Source organism: Pseudomonas sp. D8002 (assembly GCF_013385695.1).
GTDB lineage: Bacteria > Pseudomonadota > Gammaproteobacteria > Pseudomonadales > Pseudomonadaceae > Aquipseudomonas.
This window is the reverse complement of sequence record NZ_JACAPM010000015.1, coordinates 72,353-92,200: the sequence shown is the minus strand read 5'-3', so window position 1 is coordinate 92,200 and position 19,848 is coordinate 72,353. Positions and strand designations below refer to the sequence as shown.

13 protein-coding genes are annotated in these 19,848 nt (G+C 63.1%); 4 read left to right on the top strand and 9 right to left on the bottom strand.

Annotation, left to right across the window (positions count from 1 at the left end):
- Positions 1-66: 66 nt before the first annotated feature.
- A complete protein-coding gene (locus tag HX807_RS09320) occupies positions 67-867 on the bottom strand; it encodes a tetratricopeptide repeat protein (protein ID WP_134327324.1) in 801 nt (266 codons plus the stop codon).
- Between the two features lie 2 nt (positions 868-869).
- The gene (locus tag HX807_RS09315) at positions 870-1,550 is read right to left on the bottom strand and encodes a Fe2+-dependent dioxygenase (protein WP_003215964.1); all 681 of its coding nucleotides are present in this window, start codon (positions 1,548-1,550) and stop codon (positions 870-872) included.
- 219 nt (positions 1,551-1,769) lie between these two features.
- On the opposite strand from HX807_RS09315, the gene HX807_RS09310 reads away from it, so the two are divergent.
- Positions 1,770-4,064 carry a TonB-dependent siderophore receptor gene (locus tag HX807_RS09310; protein ID WP_134327325.1) on the top strand — a complete coding sequence of 765 codons (2,295 nt, stop codon included), beginning with the start codon at positions 1,770-1,772 and terminating at the stop codon, positions 4,062-4,064.
- 135 nt (positions 4,065-4,199) lie between these two features.
- A complete protein-coding gene (locus tag HX807_RS09305) occupies positions 4,200-6,725 on the top strand; it encodes a sulfite reductase flavoprotein subunit alpha (protein ID WP_177049805.1) in 2,526 nt (841 codons plus the stop codon).
- Between the two features lie 149 nt (positions 6,726-6,874).
- Here the strand turns inward: HX807_RS09305 and HX807_RS09300 are convergent, their stop codons facing one another.
- The 4 genes from HX807_RS09300 to ptsP all read right to left on the bottom strand — a co-directional run bounded on the left by HX807_RS09300 (position 6,875) and on the right by ptsP (position 14,106).
- Positions 6,875-8,416, bottom strand: coding sequence for an alkaline phosphatase (locus HX807_RS09300; RefSeq protein WP_008437279.1), 1,542 nt, complete (start codon positions 8,414-8,416; stop codon positions 6,875-6,877).
- A 186-nt stretch (positions 8,417-8,602) separates the two neighbouring features.
- Entirely contained in the window at positions 8,603-10,315 is a 1,713-nt protein-coding gene (locus HX807_RS09295; RefSeq protein ID WP_008437280.1) for a PTS fructose-like transporter subunit IIB, read from the bottom strand.
- 11 nt (positions 10,316-10,326) lie between these two features.
- The gene (gene pfkB / locus HX807_RS09290) at positions 10,327-11,247 is read right to left on the bottom strand and encodes a 1-phosphofructokinase (RefSeq protein WP_003215949.1); all 921 of its coding nucleotides are present in this window, start codon (positions 11,245-11,247) and stop codon (positions 10,327-10,329) included.
- Positions 11,248-14,106 (bottom strand): phosphoenolpyruvate--protein phosphotransferase, encoded by a 2,859-nt coding sequence (gene ptsP, locus HX807_RS09285; RefSeq protein WP_134327327.1) that lies wholly within the window; start codon positions 14,104-14,106, stop codon positions 11,248-11,250.
- A 294-nt stretch (positions 14,107-14,400) separates the two neighbouring features.
- Between ptsP and cra the strand changes: the two genes are divergently transcribed.
- Entirely contained in the window at positions 14,401-15,396 is a 996-nt protein-coding gene (gene cra / locus HX807_RS09280; RefSeq protein WP_003215943.1) for a catabolite repressor/activator, read from the top strand.
- A gap of 5 nt (positions 15,397-15,401) precedes the next feature.
- Positions 15,402-16,178, top strand: coding sequence for a TatD family hydrolase (locus HX807_RS09275; protein ID WP_134327328.1), 777 nt, complete (start codon positions 15,402-15,404; stop codon positions 16,176-16,178).
- A 32-nt stretch (positions 16,179-16,210) separates the two neighbouring features.
- Here HX807_RS09275 and HX807_RS31935 read toward each other — a convergent pair whose 3' ends face one another.
- The 3 genes from HX807_RS31935 to ampD all read right to left on the bottom strand — a co-directional run bounded on the left by HX807_RS31935 (position 16,211) and on the right by ampD (position 19,797).
- Positions 16,211-16,915: a methyl-accepting chemotaxis protein gene (locus HX807_RS31935; RefSeq protein ID WP_371316464.1), complete on the bottom strand. Its 705-nt coding sequence runs from the start codon at positions 16,913-16,915 to the stop codon at positions 16,211-16,213.
- Positions 16,916-18,400: 1,485 nt separating this feature from the next.
- Complete coding sequence (ampE, locus tag HX807_RS09265; RefSeq protein ID WP_003215936.1) at positions 18,401-19,237, bottom strand: regulatory signaling modulator protein AmpE; 837 nt, start codon at positions 19,235-19,237, stop codon at positions 18,401-18,403.
- Complete coding sequence (gene ampD / locus HX807_RS09260; RefSeq protein ID WP_003215934.1) at positions 19,234-19,797, bottom strand: 1,6-anhydro-N-acetylmuramyl-L-alanine amidase AmpD; 564 nt, start codon at positions 19,795-19,797, stop codon at positions 19,234-19,236. Before ampD ends, ampE begins: the two co-directional genes overlap by 4 nt.
- Positions 19,798-19,848 lie beyond the last annotated feature (51 nt).

The following is a 19,848-nucleotide window of genomic DNA, read 5'->3' as shown; positions in this document are numbered from 1 at the left end:
ACGCACGCCCTGATCGTTCCCACGCTCTGCGTGGGAACGCATCCGGTGACGCTCTGCGTCACGCCGTTAGAGCGGACGCAGAGCGTCCAGGGCGGCATTTCCACGCAGCGCGTGGGAACGATCAAGTTCAATCGCATGCTCTTGATAGATCTCGGCCATTGCCCGTATCTGCGGCTCATTGGCGGCACACAACGCCTTGTGCGCCACCCGCAAGAACCTCAAATTCCCGCCCGCCAGTGCCTTGCGCAACCATTCCAGTGCCGTTTCTATCTCGCCCCGGTCCGCCAACACCGCCGCATAACTGAACTGCCCGCGAAAATCCCCGCCTTCTGCTGACTGGCGATACCACGCCACCGCCGCCTCCAGATCCCTCGGGCAGTACTGCCCTTCTTCCAGATAACGCCCCACCAGGTTCATCGACTTGGCATGGCCCAGTTCCGCCGCCTGTCGATAACACGCCAGCGCCTGGGCTTGATCCTCGGCAACCCCGCGCCCGGTCGCCAGCAGGTTGGCGTAGTTGTACAAGCCCCAATCCAGCCCGGCCTCGGCCGCCCGACGATATTCCCGGGCCGCCGCCACGGCATCCGCCTCGCAACCCCAGCCATGCTCCAGGCAACGCCCGAGCATATTGCGCGCCATCAAATGCCCGCCCTTGGCGGCGATGCGGAACCAGCGCATTGCCAGTGCTTCATCGCGCTCGATGCCGCGCCCTTCCAGCAGGATTTGCCCGAGCAGCGCCTGGGCATCCACCACGCCCTCTTTCGCGGCGATCAAAATCGCCTGGGCGGCGCGCACCGGGGAGTCGTCGAGCATGCTCTGCAATTGCTCAACGTTGAGTACTTCTTCACGGCGCAATAAAAAGCCCACGGTCAGACCTCAACCCAGCGGCGCAGCAGGTTGTGATAGGTGCCGGTGAGCTGGATCAGCGCGGGGTGGTCGGGCACGTCGCGGCTCAGTTGCTGGATCGCCCCGTCCATCTCGAACAGCAAGGTGCGCTGGCTGTCCTCGCGCACCAGGCTTTGGGTCCAGAAAAACGAGGCGTAGCGCGCGCCACGGGTAACGGCGTTGACCTTGTGCAGGCTGGAGCCGGGGTACAGCACCATGTCGCCCGCCGGCAACTTGACCCGCTGCAGGCCGAAGGTGTCCTGGATTTCCAGCTCGCCGCCGTCGTAGTCGTCGGGGTCGCTGAAAAATACGGTGGAGGAAAGGTCAGTGCGCACCCGCTCGTGGCTGCCCTTGGACTGGCGCACGGCGTTGTCGATATGGAAGTCGAAACTGCCGCCGGCGGTGTAACAGTTGACCAATGGCGGGAAGACCTTGTGCGGTAACGCCGCTGACATGAACAGCGGATTTTTCCACAGTCGATCGAGGATCGCCGCGCCGATTTCCTTTGCCAGCGGGTGGCCTTCCGGCAGTTGCAGGTTGTGTTTGGCCTTGGCCGATTGGTGCCCGGCAGTGATTTTGCCGTCGGCCCACTCGGTGTGCGCCAGGGCTTCGCGGATGCGCAGCACTTCCTCGCGAGAGAACAGGCCGGGAATGTGCAGCAACATGGAGGCATTACCTGAAAACAGTGAGGCGCCAATGATAGTGATTCTTATTGACTGTGTACAACCCTACTCCCGCCCAAAGGACGAACGAGATCGTCAAAACCGTAAGCAAAAAGTGTAAAGAACGTAAATTCAGTGCGAATAGTAATGTATCGCAATTGATATGAAGTCTTGTTCTCCCTATATTCCGCGGCCTCACCTCCTTGGGGAAAGGACACACTCATGCCGCGCACTTCGATAAAAACACCTGCCAGTTCACCACGTTTGCTGGCCTCGGCCATCGGCGTTGCCATCAGCGCCAGCGCTGCCGCCCAAATGGCGCAAGCTGCTGAAGACACCGAGCAGAAAGGCGAGCGCAACAGCATTTCCCTGGGAGCCACCAGCATCACCGGCCAGGAACAGGACAGCACGTCCTACCAGGTCGAAAAAGCCTCCTCGCAGAAGTACACCGCGCCGCTGGTAGATACTCCGCGCTCGGTCACCGTGGTGCCGCAGCAAGTGCTCAAGGACACCGCCGCCACTTCGTTGCAGGACGCCCTGCGCACCGTGCCGGGGATTACCTTCGGCGCCGGTGAAGGCGGCAACCCGCAGGGCGACCGCCCATTCATTCGCGGCTTTGACGCCCAGGGCGACACCTACCTCGACGGCGTACGCGACACCGGCGGCCAGAGCCGCGAGATCTTCGACATCGAATCCATCGAAGTCAGCAAAGGCCCCAACTCGTCATTCGGCGGCCGCGGCTCGGCCGGCGGCAGTCTCAACCTGGTGAGCAAGACGCCACAGGCGCGGGACTTCACCAACGGTGGCTTCACCTACGGCTCCGACCAGACCCGCCGCTATGTGCTCGACGTCAACCGTCAGTTCCTCGACAGCGCGGCCTTCCGCCTGAACCTGATGAGCCACGAACAGAACGTCGCCGGGCGTGATGCCGTCAACTACGACCGCTGGGGCGTGGCGCCGTCGCTGACCTTCGGCCTGGGCACCCCGACTCGGGTCAACCTCAGCTACTACCACATGGAAAGCAACGACCTGCCGGATTCGGGCATTCCGTATGGCTACAGCAACAGCGGCGCAAGAGCCGCCCACGTGCATGACAAGCCAACCGACGGCGGCGACAGCAACAACTTCTACGGCCTCAAGGATCGCGACTTCCGCAAGACCCGCGCCGACATCAGCACGTTCTCCATCGAGCACGACCTGAACGACAACATGACGCTGAAAAACACCCTGCGCCACGGCAACACCGGCCAGGACTATATCGTCACGCAACCCGACGACAGCCAGCACAACGTCAACCAGTTCGGCACCGTGTGGCGCCGCGCGAACACCCGCGTGTCCACCACCGAGACCACCACCAACCAGACCGATCTGTTTGGCAGCTTCCAGGCGCTGGGCTTCAAGAACACCTACTCCACCGGGCTGGAATTCACCGGCGAAGAAACCCGCTACAGCGGCTACACCGTCAGCCCGAACAGCAACCCCGGTTGCCCGGCGCCCGGCAAAGGCGGCCAGTGCACCTCGCTGGGCAACCCGAACCCGGACGATGCCTGGACCGGCAGCATTGCGCGCAACTACAACGGCACCAACACCAAGGCCACCAGCCGTGCCGCCTATGTGTTCGACACCATCGAGCTGGACCCGAAATGGCTGCTGAACGTCGGCCTGCGCTACGACACCTTCGACACCGTGGCCAACACCAATGCGGTGCCGACCGCCACCGTCAAGGCCCGCAGCAAGATCAAGAACGACAGCCAGTTCTTCAACTGGCAGGCGGGCCTGGTCTGGAAGCCGGTTGAAAACGGCAGCATCTATGCCTCCTACGCCACCTCAGCCTCACCGGCCGGCGGCCTGGTAGGTGAAGGCGCCGACGGCAACCCGCTGTCTGCCGGCGCCGCCACCAGCGACCTGAAACCGGAAGAGACCGTCAACTACGAGCTGGGCACCAAGTGGGACATGTTCCACGACCGCCTGTCCCTGACCGCCGCGGTGTTCCGCACCGAGAAGAAAAACACGCGGATCCTGGTGGACGCGCTGACCTATGAAAACGGTGGCGAATCCCGCGTCGACGGCCTGGAGCTTTCCGCCAGCGGCAAGCTGACCGATCAATGGCAAGTGTTCGCCGGCTACAGCTACCTGAAAAGCGAACTGGTGGACCCGGGCCTGAACGGTCGTAACGGTGTCGTCAGTGCCGGCTCGAACAAAGGCAACCAGATGCCCAACACGCCGAAGAACACCTTCAGCCTGTGGACGACGTATGACGTGACACCCAAGCTCACCATCGGCGGCGGCGCGTTCTATGTCGACGAGGTCTACGGCGATGCGGGCAACACCGTCTACGTGCCGTCCTACACCCGCTACGACGCCATGGCCAGCTACAAGCTGACCAAGAACGTCGACCTGCAGTTGAACGTGCAGAACCTCACCGACAAGACCTACTACGACAAGGCCTATGCCTCGCATTTTGCCAACCAGGCAGCCGGTCGTACGGCCCTGCTGACCACCAGTTTCCATTTCTAAACCGATACAAATGACTGCACGAAACCCCACGCATCGGATGCGTGGGGTTTTTGCGTGTAAAAAAGAATGTTTCTCGACAACTCGCGGCATAATGCGCGCCGTGAAACACCTAACCTGATGACGAGGCCGTACGACGTGTTGAAGAAAACCCTGTTCCAGTTGCATTGGTTCTTCGGCATTACCGCCGGGCTGGTGTTGGCCTTGATGGGGATCACCGGCGCAACGGTGTCGTTCCAGGATGAACTCATCGAGTTGCTGAACCCGACGGTGTTGACGGTGGAAAAGCGTCCGGCCGGGGTACTGCCGCCCGCTGAACTGGTGCACCTGCTGGAAGCCCGTGAAGGCAAAGTCGTGTCGATGCTCACGGTGCAGCCCGACAGCACCAACGCGGCCAAGGTCTGGTTCACCCCACCGCCCGGTGAACGTCGCGGGCAGATGCGCTACTTCGACCCGTACACCGGCGATTACCTGGGCGATGCCGTCGGCCAGGACTTCTTCGGCTTCGTGCTGCAACTGCACCGTTTCCTCGCCATCGGCGACACCGGCCGGCAAATCACCGGCGCCTGCACGCTGATCCTGGTGTTCTTCTGCCTCTCGGGCCTGTACCTGCGCTGGCCGCGCCAAGTGGCAAGCTGGCGTGCATGGCTGGCGGTGGACTGGCGCAAGAAAGGCCGTAGTTTCAACTGGGACCTGCACTCGGTGTTCGGCACCTGGTGCCTGCTGTTCTATCTTCTGGCGGCACTCACCGGACTGTTCTGGTCCTACGAGTGGTACAGCAACGGCATGACCAGACTGCTGTCCGACGCGCCGCAGAACGAACGCGTACGCAAGCGCGGCCCGGCCCCCGAAGGGCCTGCGCCGGTGGCCAATTACGCCGCGATCTGGAGCAGCATCTACAGCAACGCCGGCCCCGGCTTGAGCGGCTACAACATCCGCATGCCCGCGGTCGCCGGCCAACCCGCCACCGTCTACTACCTGCTGAAGACCTCGCCCCACGATCGCGCGCTGAACCAGATCAACCTCGACCCGGCCACCGGCGAAGTCAAATCCCATGACACCTACGCCGGCAAAAGCTTCAAGGCGCAGATCCTGACCAGTATCTATGCGCTGCACACCGGCAGCTACTTCGGCCTGCCCGGCCGGATCATCCTGACGTTCAGCGCGCTGCTGATGCCGCTGTTCTTCATCACCGGCTGGCTGTTGTACCTGGACCGCCGCCGCAAGAAACGCCAGGTGCGCGATGCCCGCAAAGGCCTGACCGGCAACCACAGCGACGCGCCGGCCTGGCTGATCGGCTTTGCCAGCCAGAGCGGCTTTGCCGAGCAACTGGCCTGGCAGACCGCCGGGCAGTTGCAGGCCGCCGGCGTGCCGGTGAACGTGCAGTCGCTGGGCAGCGTCAGCGAAGAGGATTTGCGCCAATCGAGCCATGCGCTGTTCGTGGTCAGCACCTTCGGCGACGGCGAGGCACCGGACAGCGCCCGCGGTTTCGAGCGCAGCGTGCTCGGCCAGGACCTGTCCCTCAAGGGCCTGAACTACTCGGTGTTGGCCCTGGGTGATCGCCAGTACCAACACTTCTGCGGCTTCGCCCGGCGCCTGCATTTCTGGCTGACCAACCAGGGTGGCAACCCGCTGTTCGCCCCGGTGGAAGTCGACAGCGGCGACACCGATGCGTTGCTGCACTGGCAACAACAACTGGGCCAACTGACCGGCCATGCACCCGCTGCGGCATGGGCCAGCGCGACCTATGAAAACTGGACCCTGAAGCAACGCACCCTGCTCAACCCGCACAGCAGTGGCTCCGGCGTCTATTTGCTCGGGCTCACCCCGCCAGCCCCCCGGGACTGGCTGGCCGGCGACCTGGTGGAAGTGCTGCCACGCAATTGCCCATGGGCCATCGAACACTTCCTGGAAGGCCTGGGACTGGCCGGCAGCGAAGGTGTGGTAGTCGACGGCCTTGCACACACCCTCGACCAGGCCATGGCCGGCCACCAACTGCCGGACAATCGCGCACACCTGGTGGGCCTGCATGCCCAGGCGCTGGTCAATGCACTGGTGCCGCTGGGCATGCGCGAATACTCCATCGCCTCGATTGCCAGCGACGGTGTGCTGGAGCTGATCGTGCGCCAGGAGCGTCACCCCGATGGCAGCGTGGGCGTGGGTTCCGGCTGGTTGACCGAACATGCACCGCTGGGTTCGACCATCAGCCTGCGAGTGCGGCGCAACAGTGGTTTCCATCTGCCGACCGAGCCGCTCCCGATGATCCTGCTGGGCAACGGCACCGGCCTTGCCGGGTTGCGCAGCCTGCTCAAGGCGCGGGTTGCCGACGGCCAGCAGCGCAACTGGCTGCTGTTTGGCGAACGCAATATCGCCCATGACTACCACTGCCAGGACGAGCTGCAAGGCTGGCTGGCCAGCGGTGACCTGGCGCTACTGGACCTGGCCTTTTCCCGGGACCAGGCAGAGAAAATCTACGTGCAGGATCGCCTGCGCGAATCAGCGGATGTGCTGCGTAAATGGGTGGCCGATGGCGCCGCGATTTACGTCTGCGGCAGTTTGCAGGGGATGGCGGCGGGTGTGGATCAGGTGCTGCATGAGGTGCTGGGCAGTGAAGCCGTCGAACGTTTGATCGAGCAGGGCCGCTACCGCCGGGATGTTTACTGACCCCCTGAAGATACACCGATCAAAATGTGGGAGCGGGCTTGCTCGCGAAGGCAGTGGATCAGTCGATACATCTGTTGACTGACACACCGCCTTCGCGAGCAAGCCCGCTCCCACATTGGCTCTTCTTCAGTAGCTAGATTGCATTGCAATCACACTGGCGCCAGTTTCTGTTCAAACACCGAAACCCCATCCAGGTCCCGCAAAATCACCGTCAGCTCCGCCGTCTGCCCGTCAATCTGCACCTCGCCAAAAAACTGGAACCCGGCAAACGGCGAGCTGTTCTGCACCGTCGGCGCCTTCTCGAACACCACTTCCGGGCCAAAGGTTTTATCCAGCGGATTAGGCCCGAAACTCCCGGCATTCAACGGCCCGGCGACAAACTCCCAGAACGGCTCAAAATCCTGAAACGCCGCCCGATCCGGATGGTAATGATGGGCCGCGCAGTAATGCACATCCGCCGTCAGCCACACGTGATTACGCACCTGCTGCGCCCGCAGAAACGCGAGCAATTCGGCAATTTCCAACTCGCGCCCCTGGGCCGGGCCCGGGTCGCCGTTGGCGATCGCTTCCCAACGCGGCACGCCGGGGCTGACCTCACCGTCGGGCACTCCCAGGCCAATGGGCATGTCGGCGGCGATGACTTTCCACTGCGCCTGGGAGGCCTTCAATTCGCGCTTGAGCCAGTCCAGTTGCTCACGCCCAAGGAACGGTTTTTCACCGCCAAGGTTGTCATCGTTCGGCCCGCGATAGCTGCGCATGTCCAGCACAAACACATCCAGCAACGGGCCGTAGCCGAGCTTGCGATAAATCCGCCCGCCCTGGTCGGCGCTTTGCCGGCGCATCGGTGAATATTCCAGCCAGGCCTGGCGCGCACGGCCCACCAGGGTATTGATGTCGCGAGTCTTGTAGCGTTCATCCAGTTGCTTGCTCGGCGACCAGTTGTTGATCACCTCGTGGTCGTCCCACTGCCAGATCTGCGGCACTTCGGCGTTGAAGCGACGTACGTTCTCGTCCATCAGGTTGTAGCGGTAGTTGCCCCGGTATTCATTCAGGGTTTCAGCGACTTTGCTTTTGGCTTCGGTGGTGATGTTGCGCCAGATGCGTCCGTCCTCGGTGGTCAGTTGCGCGGGCACCGGGCCGTCGGCATAGATGGTGTCGCCGCTGTGAATGAAGAAGTCCGGCAGGCGCAGGCGCATGGCTTCGTAGATGCGCATGCCGCCGATGTCCGGGTTGATGCCGAAGCCCTGGCCGACGGTGTCGCCGCTCCACACAAAGCGGATATCCCGGCGCTGCTGCGGCACGCTGCGCAGGTGACCGAACCAGGGCTCGCTGGCCACGCCGGTCTGGGCATCTTCAAAGTGCACACGGTAGAAAATCGCCTGGTCGACGGGCAGGCCGGTGAGTTCGACACGGGCGGTGAAATCGGTGCGGCTGTCGGCCAGGGGCGAGACGAATTTGCGCGGGTTGCTGAATACGCTGCGGGTGTCCCACTCCACCACCATCCGGGCCGGGCGGTCGCTGCGGCTCCAGATCATCGCGCGGTCGCCCAGCAGGTCGCCGGACTGCACGCCGTCGGTGAGTTGCGGGCGATCCTTGACCGAGGCGATCACCGCAGGCGCGAGGCCCGGCAGCAACAGGCCGGCGCCGACGGCTTGCATCACGCGGCGGCGGCCGAGATTGAAGTGGCTCATGCGGGTTCCCTCTCGAACGGCAAAAGGGAAACTTAAGCATGACGGGATGAACGAGTTATGACACCGGCCTTATTGCTCACGGAGGTCAAATGTGGGAGCTGGCTTGCCTGCGATAGCCTCAACTCGGTTGCGCTGATACACCGAGGTGCCTGCATCGCAGGCAAGCCAGCTCCTACATGAACCGCGTTATGCCTGGGCGGGTGCGACAGAAAGTTCTACGGTCTCAGGGCGCTTGAGGAATGCATACACCACGGCAGTCAACAAACTGCCCGCCACGATCGCCAGCAGGTACAGCAGCGCATGGTTGATCGCATTCGGGATCAGCATCACAAACAATCCACCATGGGGCGCCATCAGCTTGCAGCCGAAATACATCGACAGCGCACCGGTCAGCGCACCGCCGGCGATGCTTGCCGGGATTACCCGCAGCGGGTCCTTGGCAGCAAACGGAATCGCGCCTTCAGAGATAAAGCACATGCCGAGGATCAGCGCGGCCTTGCCGGCTTCACGCTCGGTCTGGGCAAACTTGCGCCGCGCCAGGAAGGTGGCGATGCCCATGCCAATCGGCGGCACCATGCCGGCAGCCATGGTCGCGGCCATGGGTGCACCGCTTTGCGCTGCCAGCAGGCCGACGGAAAACGCGTAGGCTGCCTTGTTGATCGGGCCACCGAGATCGACGCACATCATGCCGCCCAGCAAGATGCCCAGCAGCACGGCGTTGGTGGTGCCCATGGTGCTGAGAAAATCCGTGAGGCCGGTGAGCATCTTCGCCACCGGCGGCCCTACCAGGTAAATCATCGCAAGACCCGTGAACAGGCTCGCCAGCAACGGGATGATCAGGATCGGCTTGAGGGCTTCCAGGCTCTGGGGCAAACGGATCGCGCGGCTGATGAATTTGACGCAGTAGCCGGCGAGAAAGCCGGCGAAGATCCCGCCGATAAACCCCGCGCCCAAGGTGCTGGCCAGCAGGCCACCGATCATGCCGGGGGCCAATCCAGGACGGTCGGCAATCGAGTAGGCGATGTAACCCGCCAGCAGCGGCACCATCAGCATGAACGCCTGGTCGCCGACGGTTTTCAGCGCTGCGGCAAGAGTGCCTTTTTCTTCAAAGGCATGAATGCCGAACACGAATGACAGGGCGATCAGCAGACCGCCCGCCACCACCATCGGCAGCATGAACGACACGCCGGTGAGCAAGTGTTTGTAGACACCGGTCTTCTCCGGTTTGGCAGCGGCACCACTGGCAGCGGATTCCTGCTTGCCTTCGGCCAGCGCCTTGTTGAGGGTCGCCTCGGATTGCTTGAGCGCGATCCCGGTGCCGCAGCGATAGATTTTCTTGCCGGCAAAGCGCTCGGTGGCGACTTCGATGTCGGCGGCGAGCAGCACAACGTCGGCGTCACGAATCGCCTCGGGACTCAGCGGCGTGCGGGCGCCCACGGAGCCCTGGGTTTCCACCTGCAAGTCATACCCGAGGCGCTTGGCGGTTTGCTGCAACGCTTCGGCAGCCATGAAGGTGTGGGCGACGCCGGTCGGGCACGCGGTGATCGCGACGATACGCGGCGTGCTTTTCGCCGGTGCCGCGTCAGCTACCTGCACCTGGGCCTCCTCGGCTCCGCGACGCAACACCGCGTCCACATCCTGCAACGCCTGGGCCGGCGTGCTGCGGAATACGCGTTTGCCGACAAAACGCTGCATGTCCACCGGCGTGCTGCTGACCAGCAATACCCACTCGGCGGCTTCAATGGTGGCCGCCGACAATTGGCGTTCCGGATGCTGCACGTCGACCACTTCGACGCTGGTGCTCCAGCCCTGGCGTTGCGCGGCGGCATCCAGCAAGCGGGCGCACAGCACACTGGTGACCATGCCGTTCGGGCAGGCAGTAACAATGGCTAACTTCATGACCAACCCTCTTATTGTTCTGTCAGCGGGCGCACGTGGACGCCGCTCTGCAAAGTCTCAAGCTGCGCTTCGTCGGTGATGCCAAAGCCGATCTGCGTGACCGCCATCGCGGCAATGGCGGTGGCGCGGCCCAGGGTCTGCTCCGGCGTGTCGCCACTGAGCAAACCGTGAAGCATCCCGGCCAGCAGCGAGTCGCCGGCACCTACGGTACTGGCCACGGTTACCTTGGGCGGGGTAGCGTGCAGCGCCGTTTCCGGGCTGTACCAGCTCACACCCGCGGCACCGTCGGAGACCACCACATGCTCAACGCCTTGCCGATGCAGTTGGCGGATGGCATCTGTGGAATGACCAAGGGCATCGGCCAGTTCTTCGGTATTGGGTTTGACCAACCACGGGCCGGCGTTCAATCCGGCGCGCAGCGCTTCGCCGCTGGTGTCCAGGGCGACTTTCAAGCCGAGGTTTTTCAGTTGCTGCAACAGGCCCTGGAACCACTGAGGGGTGATGCCGCGTGGCAGGCTGCCGGCCACGACGACGGCGTCGTAGCCGGGAGCAATCCGCGCCAGTTGCTCAAGCAGTGCGTGTTGCGCCTGCTCGCTGACCAACGGGCCCGGCGCATTGACATCCGTGACCCGCCCGTCCTGCTCGGCGATCTTGATATTGCTGCGGGTTTCGCCCGGCACGCGAATAAAGGCATCGGTAAAACCGCGACGGGCAATCAGCATCTCGAATGCCTGGGGATTGTCCTCACCAAGAAAGCCGCCCACGGTCACCTGATGACCAAGGTCGGCCAGCACCTGGGCGACGTTCACGCCCTTGCCGGCAGCGTGGGTGATCATCGCTTCGCTGCGATTGACCTCGCCCGGTTCCAGGCGCGCCAGGCGCACCGTCAGGTCCAATGCCGGGTTCAGCGTCAGGCTTAAAATCCTTGCCATTTACACGGCCTCCACAAGCGCACGCACTTCGGCGGGAGAACCCACCGCCAGGGCTTTTTGTGCCAGGCCCTGGGCCTCGCTCAGACTGAATTCACGCACCCGTGCCTTGACCTCGGGAATGCTGCGCGCCGAGACGCTCAGCTCATCCACTCCCAGGCCGATCAGCACCGGAACTGCCAACGGGTCGGCTGCCAGCTCGCCGCACACGCCGACCCATTTGCCATGGGCATGGGCGGCGCGCACGGTGATGTCGATCAGTTGCAACACCGCCGGATGCAGGCCGTCAGCCTGGGCCGACAGCGTCGGATGGCCACGGTCGATGGCCAAGGTGTATTGGGTCAGGTCGTTGGTGCCGACGCTGAAGAAGTCCACTTCCTTGGCCAGTACCGGCGCCAGCAACGCGGCCGACGGCACTTCGATCATGATCCCCAGTTGCAGGTCGGCCACCGGGATTTCCAGGCGCAGGCGCTCGGTCATGTCCCGGGCCTGGCGCCACTCGTCAACACTGCCAACCATCGGGAACATGATGCGCAGTGGACGGTTGTCTGCCGAACGCAACAGTGCGCGCAATTGCGCTTCCATGATCTGCGGGCGTTGCAGGGTCAGGCGAATGCCGCGCACGCCGAGGAAGGGGTTTTCTTCCTTGGCGATCGGCCAGTACGGCAGCGGTTTGTCGCCGCCCACATCAAGGGTGCGCACCACCAGCGGCCGGCCGCCGAGGCCGTCGAGCACGCGGCGGTATTCGGCTTCCTGGGTGGCTTCGTCGGGCGCTTGTTTGTGGGCCATGAAAATCAGTTCGGTGCGCAGCAGACCGATGCCTTCGGCGCCCTGCTCCACCGCGCCGGCAACCCCGGCGCTTTCGCCGATATTGGCGAATACTTCGACGGCATGGCCATCGCGGGTCAGGGCCGGTTCATGGCGTTGCGCGGCGGCGGCTTGCAGACGTTGTTCGCGGGTGTCGCGTTCGACGGTGGCGCGCTGCAAGGTGGCGGCGTCGGCGTCCACATGCAGGCGACCGCGCTGGCCATCCAGCAACAACGGCGTGCCCGAAGCCAACAGCAATACAGCAGGGCCTGCACCCACCAGCGCGGGAATGCCCAACGCGCGGGCGACGATGGCGCTGTGGGCGGTGGCGCCGCCACGGGCAGTGAGGATGCCGGCGACACGCACCGGGTCCAGGCGCGCCACGTCCGAGGGACCCACTTCGTCCATCACCAGGATGTAGGGTTCGTCGGGCTCCTGGGCGGTTTCGACGCCGCACAGTTGCGCCAGCACGCGGCGGCCAATGTCACGCAGATCGGCAGCGCGCTCGGCGAGCAAGGCGTCCTGCAGCGACTCCTGCTGTTTGGCGGCGGCTTCGATCACGCTCATCCACGCGGCTTCGGCGCTTTCGCCCTGCTTGAGGCGCGTCTCGACTTCGTCGGTCAGTTCCGGGTCGTCGAGCATCTCCTGGTGGGTGATGAAGATCTCGCGGATGGCCTTGGACTTGCTGCGCTCGATCAGGCCCTGGATGTCCCGGCGCACGTCGGTCAACGCCGCGTGCAGGCGCTGGCGCTCGATCACCGGCGACTCGCCGCGCAGCGGGTATTCGAAAGGTTGCAGCACCTGGATATGCGCCGGGCCAATCGCAATGCCGGGGGCGGCGGCGATGGCCTGGATCAGGCTGCCGGACACTGGCGCGCTGATCACCGGTTCGATCTCGACCACGGCTTGTTGGGCGCTGACTGCCGGCAGCGGCTCGACTTCTTCGCCGAGGCCGTCTTCCACTGCCGCCAGCAAGGCGGGCAAGGCGTCACCGGCAATGGTTGGCTCGGCGACAAACTCCAGTACCTGGCCGCGACGCGCACCGAGGCTGAGCAACTTGCTCAGGCTTTTTACCGATACCGCGCCGACGTCTACATCGACGATGCGCACACGGATTTCACCGGCAAAACTTTTCGCCAATTGCGCGAGGATCTTCGCCGGGCGCGCATGCAGCCCGTGGGCGTTGGCCAGGGCAATGCGCACGCTTGGCCAGTCGGCTGGCAGTTCACCGCCGAGCACTTCCAGTACGGCGCGGCTGCTGGTGGCGCGGCCGAGTTCCTGGCCACGGCCTTCGATCAGCAAGGCACACAGGCGTTCGAGCAAGGTCTGGTGGGCCTCGCCGAGGCTGGCCAGGCAGAACAGGCCGCTCAAGGGCTGGCCCAGGTAACGCATGGGTTTGTCCGGGGTGACGAAGGCCAGGCCGGGACGCTTCACTGTCTGCTCGCTGTGCAGCCACCACAGGCCATCGCCCAGGGGCAGCGCGTCGACTTGTTGCAGCACGGCGGCAAAGCCATTGCTCACGCAATCGGCCTGGCGCAGCAGGCGTGCGCCTCTCCACACCAGTTCTTCGAAATCATCAGCCGACACGCCCAGGCCAATCATCTGTGCGTCCAGCGCCAGCTCCTGCGGCGCGCCTTGCAGCAGTTTCAGCAAGGCCTCGGCAGAACTGGCGCGGCGCAGGGCCTGGCCCAGGTCGGTCTCGCCAAGGGCACGGGTCAGCAGTTGCAGCAGGCGCAGGTGTTCGTCGGATTTGGCGGCAATGCCGATCGCCAGGTAAACGATCTGGCCATCGCCCCAATCCACGCCGTCGGGAAATTGCAGCAGGCGCACGCCGGTGGCGAACACCTGGTCGCGTGTTTCGGGGGTGCCGTGGGGGATGGCGATACCCTGGCCGAGAAAGGTCGAGCCTTGGGCTTCACGCGCTTGCAAGCCACTGAGGTAACCCTCGGCGACCAGGCCATCGGCCACCAGTTTTTCAGCGAGCAGTTGCAAGGCAGCAGACTTATCCACAGCCGTCTGGCCCATGGATATCTGCTCGTGGGTGAGCTCAAGCATGCCGTTCTCCTAGTTAGTGCGGCGGGCGCACTAGGTATTATTTTGAATAAATCAGTGCAAAAGCGTTCGAATAAAATTGACTGAGTGGTCAGTTGGCAGGACCACACTCGTCGCGATAATCGTAAAAATACGCTTGCTGAAACGTTTAATCTAGAATTTATGGCAGATTACGCGTTAATTTCCCATGATTGAAGAGCCACTCGGCTGTTGAGTTGCGACAATGGTCGCCTGCAGTAATCGGTTACGATTGGACAAAATGTCGGGGCAAGCTCTAAAAAACAAGGAAATCCCGGTTTGAAACTCAGTGATATCGCGCGCATTGCCGGTGTGTCTGTGACCACCGCCAGCTACGTCATCAATGGCAAGGCCGAACAGCAACGGATCAGCAGCGCAACCGTCGAACGGGTGCGCGCCGTGGTTGAAGAACATGGCTTTACGCCCAACCCCCAGGCCGCCGGGCTGCGCAGCCGGCACACCCGTACCCTGGGTTTTATCCTGCCGGACCTGGAAAACCCCAGTTACGCACGCATCGCCAAGCTGCTCGAACAAGGCGCCCGTGCCCGCGGCTATCAATTGCTGATCGCCAGCTCCGACGACGACGCCAACAGTGAGCGGCAACTGCTGCAACTGTTCCGCGCCCGCCGTTGCGATGCGCTGTTTGTCGCCAGCTGCCTGCCGGCCACCGACGACAGCTACCGCGAACTGCAAGCCAAGGGTTTGCCGGTGATCGCCATCGACCGGGTGATGGAGTCTACGCAGTTTTGCTCGGTGGTCAGCGATGATCGCCAGGCCTGCCAGCAATTGACCAGCAGCCTGCTGCACCCGCTGCCCAAGCAGATCGTGTTGATCGGCGCGCGGCCAGAGCTGAGCATCAGCCAGGAACGTACCGCCGGTTTCAAGCAAGCGCTGAAAGACTTCAGCGGCGAAGTGCTGATCGAACAAGGCGAGTCGTTCAGCCGCGACTGTGGCCGACAGCTGATGGAGCAGTTACTGCAAAGCCTGGGGCATTTGCCTGACGCACTGGTGACTACGTCCTACGTCCTGCTGCAAGGGGTGTTTGACGCGCTGCATGACTTCCCGCTCAAATCCCGGCCACTGCGACTGGGGACGTTTGGCGACACCCAACTGCTGGATTTCCTGCCGCTGCCGGTGAATGCCATGGCCCAGCAGCATCAGTTGATTGCCGACACCGCGCTGCGCCTGGCGCTGGCGGCCATTGAAGAACAGCACTACGAACCCGGCGTGCATGCCATCGGCCGTACGTTCAAGCAGCGGATTCACTCGGAGTAAGCGGTGTGGAGCTGATCGACAGCCACACCCATCTGGATTTTCCGGACTTCGATACGGACCGCCGCGAAGTCCTGAGCCGCAGTCGCCGCCTGGGCGTGCGCAGGATGGTGGTGCTCGGGGTCTATCAGCAGAATTGGCAACGGTTGTGGGACCTGGTGCAAACCGACGCGGATTTATTCGCCGCCTTCGGCCTGCACCCGGTGTACCTCGACGACCATCGCCCCGCCGACCTGACGGAACTGGGCGACTGGCTGACCCGCCTGAACGGCCACCGGCAACTGTGCGCGGTGGGCGAAATCGGCCTGGATTATTTCCTCGAACAGCTGGACCGCGAACGCCAGCAAAGCCTGTTTGAAGCGCAACTGAAGCTGGCGGTGGATTTCCAACTGCCGGCGCTGCTGCATGTGCGCCGCAGCCACGCTGCCGTGATCGCCACCCTCAAGCGCATTCGGCTGCCACGGGGCGGAATCATCCACGCGTTTGCCGGCAGCCAGGAAGAGGCCCGCGAGTACATCAAGCTCGGCTTCAAACTGGGCCTGGGCGGCGCGGCCACGTGGCCGCAAGCCCTGCGCATGCACAAGGTGATCGCCCGGCTGCCGCTGGAAAGCGTGGTACTGGAAACCGACTCACCGGACATGGCCCCCGTGATGTACCCCGGCCAGCGCAACAGCCCCGAACACCTGCCAGACATCTGTGCCGCCCTGGCGGAGCGCATGGGCATCAGCTCCTCAGCGCTGGCCGAGGCGAGCACCCGCAATGCCTGCGAGCTGTTCAACTGGTAGGCGCCCATCCCTGATGCATGCCTGGCCATGCCTCACACTCGAAAGGCCCCGATCAACTGCTTCAGCCCGATCACTTGCAAGGACAACTGCCGGCTGGCCTCTTCAGTCTGGTGCGCGCCCTGCGCTGCATGTTCACCGGCGCGATTGATCTCGACGATGTTCTGATCGATGTCATGGGCCACGGCAGTCTGCTGTTCGACGGCGGCGGCAATCTGCTGGTTCTGGTCGACGATCATGCCTACCGCGCCGAGGATGTTTTCGAGGGCCTGCTGGACTTTTTCCGACTGCCCCACCGTGCCATTGGCCATCTCGTGGCTGGTGCCCATGGCCTTCACCGCAGCGCCGACACCGCTGTGGAGCTTGGCAATCATCTGCTCGATCTCTTCGGTGGAGTGCTGGGTGCGCCGGGCCAAAGTGCGCACTTCATCGGCCACCACGGCGAAACCGCGTCCTTGCTCACCCGCGCGCGCGGCCTCGATGGCGGCATTCAACGCCAGCAGATTGGTCTGTTCGGCAATGCTCTTGATCACTTCCAGCACGCGACTGATGGATTGGCTGTCGATGGCCAACTGGTTGATGACCCGTACCGATTGATCGATCTCCGAAGCCAACGCCGCGATACTGCCTTGCTGGGACTGCACCAGGCCGCGTCCGCTGACGGTTTCATCGTTGACGCTGTGGGCGCTGCTGACCGCCGCCGCTGCACTGCGCGCCACTTCCAGGGCAGTGGAGGACATCTGGTTCATGGCGGTCGCCACCTGCTCGATCTGGCTGCGTTGGCCGGACACGGCCTGGTTGCTGCTGGCCGAGACCGACTCCACTTGCCCGGCCTGGTGTTCGACCTGGTTGACGGTGTGCCCTACCCGCTCGATCAGGTCATGGATTTTGGCCACGGTGGCGTTGAACACCTGGCCCAAATCCCCCAGTTCGTCGCGGCTGTGGGCGACGAAGGTGACGGTCATGTCACCGGCCGCCACCTTGTCCATCGTCGCCCCCAGGCGGCGCAAGGTGGTGCGGGTGGAGGCGTAGAAACCGGCATACAAATAGAAGATCAGCAAAAACACCGACGCCAGTGCCGCCACCAATCCGATCATGTGCGTGCGGTTTTCTGACAGACGTTGCTCCAGTTGCTGCTCGAGAAAGGTCAGGGTGGCTTCGTCGAGCTGATAGGTCTTGGCCATCAACGTGCTGACGTCGTCGTAGAAGCCTTGCCATGGGGCGTCGAGGGTTTCGGCCATGACGACCTGCTCTTCGAACAACTCACTGCCTTGCTTGAGGCTGGCCTTGCTCGCGTCCGCCAGGCTCGCCAACGCTGCGTGGGCGGGCTTGCTGGAGCCGAGGGCATCCTGCAGTTTCAGGCCGTATTCCGCCTGGAGCTTTTCCAGTTGCTGCAGCAGCTCGTCAAAACGAGTGCTGGACGACGAATTGAGAAAACCCTGGCCCAACGAATAAGCCCCCATGGCCCGGCCTTCCCCCAGGGTCTGGGTGACTTGCGGGGTGACGCTGGTGATCAGTTCACTGAGTTGGCGCAGGTCGCCCTGGGGGTCACGGCTCAAACCCGACTGGCTGGCGATGATCTGGCTGAGCATCTGCGCCTTGTTGAGGAGTTTGCCGATCAGCGCGCTTTTGCTGAGCAGTGAAGTTTCCTGTTGCTGGGCCTTGAAGGCGGCGATCATTTCATCGCGCTTGGCTTCGAAGGCGGCGGCCTGCTCAGGGTCGGCGGACAGGGCGTGGAAGCTTTGCAGGCGCTGCAGCAGGCTGTCTTCGAGGGCGGTGATTTTGTTTTCGATATCACCGGCCTTGCCTGATTGGCCGAGGGTTGCGTTGATCTGTACCTGGTTGTTCAGGGTTTCCAGGTCGCGGCGCAGGGCCAGGCTGCTGCCCAGCAGGTCGAGGCTTTGCAGCTCGATGCGAGTGCCCTGGAATTCTCGCCAGGAATCGCGCACCAGGTAGTAGTTGGTGGCCAGCATCGGCAACAGGAACAGCACGCTGATAAGGCTGAACTTCATGCCGAAGGTCAGGCGGTTCATGAACGCGACGGCGGGATAGAGCAAGCTCTTCACAGGTGAACTCCCTTTTCTTTTATTTTTATTGAGGGCGCAGGGCGGCGGCAGATAGCCACTATTTGGCGCTCTGTCTGTATAGCTCAATTCGAAAAGGAGGTTTGTAACTTAAGGTTAACGAGGTAGGAGCGAGCTTGCCCGCTCCTACAGGGAGGCAAATCAGGGCAGCACGGTCCAGATGGCAAAGCCGGCGTACCACAGCACGGCGGCACGCAGCAGCAACTCCCAGATACGATCAAGGCTGTTGATGCCCTCGGCGCCTACCACCGGTGGCGGGATCTCCGCGGCCACCAGGCCCACCTTCTCCACCAGTTGCGCAGCACTGATGTCCCAGCTCAGCAGCTCATGCAGCATCACCCGGCCGACCGCCACAAAGTTGCCGACCAGGGCGAAACTCGCCGCCAGCAAACGTACCGGCAACCAGTCGAAGGCATGGCGCAATTGCCCGGCACGCTCGGCCACCAGTGGGTTCTTGCTGTTCTCGGTCGCCAGCGCCAGCAGACGGTAGGCCAGGGCGGCCACCGGCCCGAGGAGGAAGTACCAGAAAATCACCGCGAAGAAGCTTTGGTAGGCCTGCCACAACAGATGGCCCTGGACCCGCTCCAGCAACTGCTCACCACTGTCGGCACTGATGCTCAAGTCACGTTCGGCCACATGTTCGGCCGCTTGCAGGTCACCCCGGCGCCAGGCATCACGGAACGGGCCCAATCCGGCCAGGAGATCGCCACGGCCCAGGCTGTAGATCACCACCAGCAGGTGCACCGGCAGCGCCAACAGGCCATAGGCCACTGGCTCCAGCACCAGCAACAACAACGCAAGCAAGGCCACCGGCAGCAGCACCAGCAATGTGAGGATCAGCCACGGCTGCTTGCCCAGGCTGGCGCTCGACTCCAGCTTGGCCAGTTCCCGCAACCAACCGCCATCACGTTGTATTCGGTGACGCAGGGCCGAGAACTTCTCGATCCATACCGCCAGCACCAACACCAGAAAACTCATTGTGCGTGTCCTCCATCCTGCAAGGCGCTGCGAAAGCGCGCCCAATCAAATTCGGGTCCGGGGTCGGTCTTGCGTCCCGGGGCGATATCGCTATGGCCACAAATGCGCTGGCGGGTAATGCCCGTGTACGCCGCCAGCAACTGGCGCGTCAGGGCGATCAGGGATTGATACTGGGCATCGGTGAAGGGCAGGTCATCAGTGCCCTCCAGCTCGATCCCCAGGGAAAAGTCGTTACACGTCTCACGCCCCTCGAAGCTCGATACCCCGGCATGCCAGGCCCGGTCCCGGCACGAGACAAACTGCGTCACCGCGCCATCACGCTCAATCAGAAAATGCGCAGAAACCCGTAGGTCGGCAATACCTTCAAAGTAGGGATGTTCCGTGACATCCAGGCGATTCTGGAAAAACTCGTGCACCTTGCCGGTGGCGAATTGCGCCGGTGGCAGGCTGATGTTGTGCACCACCAACAGGGAAATCTCGCCACCGGGGCGCTCGTTGAAGTTGGGCGAGGGGCAATGACGAATGCCCTGGCACCAACCGCTGGCGGGGTCCAACTGCATACTGGTTCCTTGAACGAGGCTGGGGTGACTCAGTATGCCGCGTTCCGCTGT

Excerpts from the sequence above, each read along its gene's own strand:
- HX807_RS09315 (WP_003215964.1), bottom strand. The coding sequence starts at position 1,550 with ATGTTGCTGCACATTCCCGGCCTGTTCTCTCGCGAGGAAGTGCTGCGC.
- ampD (WP_003215934.1), bottom strand. The coding sequence starts at position 19,797 with ATGCAGTTGGACCCCGCCAGCGGTTGGTGCCAGGGCATTCGTCATTGC.
- ptsP (WP_134327327.1), bottom strand. The coding sequence starts at position 14,106 with ATGCTTGAGCTCACCCACGAGCAGATATCCATGGGCCAGACGGCTGTG.
- HX807_RS09310 (WP_134327325.1), top strand. The coding sequence starts at position 1,770 with ATGCCGCGCACTTCGATAAAAACACCTGCCAGTTCACCACGTTTGCTG.
- ampE (WP_003215936.1), bottom strand. The coding sequence starts at position 19,237 with ATGAGTTTTCTGGTGTTGGTGCTGGCGGTATGGATCGAGAAGTTCTCG.
- HX807_RS09295 (WP_008437280.1), bottom strand. The coding sequence starts at position 10,315 with ATGAAGTTAGCCATTGTTACTGCCTGCCCGAACGGCATGGTCACCAGT.
- HX807_RS31935 (WP_371316464.1), bottom strand. The coding sequence starts at position 16,915 with ATGTCCTCCACTGCCCTGGAAGTGGCGCGCAGTGCAGCGGCGGCGGTC.
- HX807_RS09300 (WP_008437279.1), bottom strand. The coding sequence starts at position 8,416 with ATGAGCCACTTCAATCTCGGCCGCCGCCGCGTGATGCAAGCCGTCGGC.
- pfkB (WP_003215949.1), bottom strand. The coding sequence starts at position 11,247 with ATGGCAAGGATTTTAAGCCTGACGCTGAACCCGGCATTGGACCTGACG.